This is a genomic window from Fructilactobacillus sp. X3R5C2 (assembly GCF_059901175.1).
In genome coordinates, this window is record NZ_JBWXVC010000039.1 from 1 (window position 1) to 254 (window position 254).

The 254-nt window shown below is 45.7% G+C and carries 1 protein-coding gene; it reads right to left on the bottom strand.

Translation table 11 applies throughout. The features are described 5' to 3' along the window. Positions 1 to 254, bottom strand: a 254-nt coding sequence (locus tag AC6UD4_RS07350) for an OmpA family protein (RefSeq protein WP_500709657.1), incomplete at both ends; no start/stop codon positions are given.

Sequence of the window (254 nt, forward strand, 5' to 3'; positions counted from 1 at the left end):
CTTCTACACGCCGATTCTGTGCTCTTCCGATGTTTGTATCATTGCTGGCGATTGGATGATACTCCCCGTAACCACTAGGTGTGAACTTGGAAGGATCAAGCTGCGGGTTCAGCAACAGGATTTTCAGAAAGTTCAGAGCACGATCTGCACTCAAATCCCAGTTATCCTTATATTGGTTATTGGAAATGGGAATATTATCGGTATGGCCGGATACGACAACTTCATACTCAGGGAACTCTTGCAGCATGCTAGAG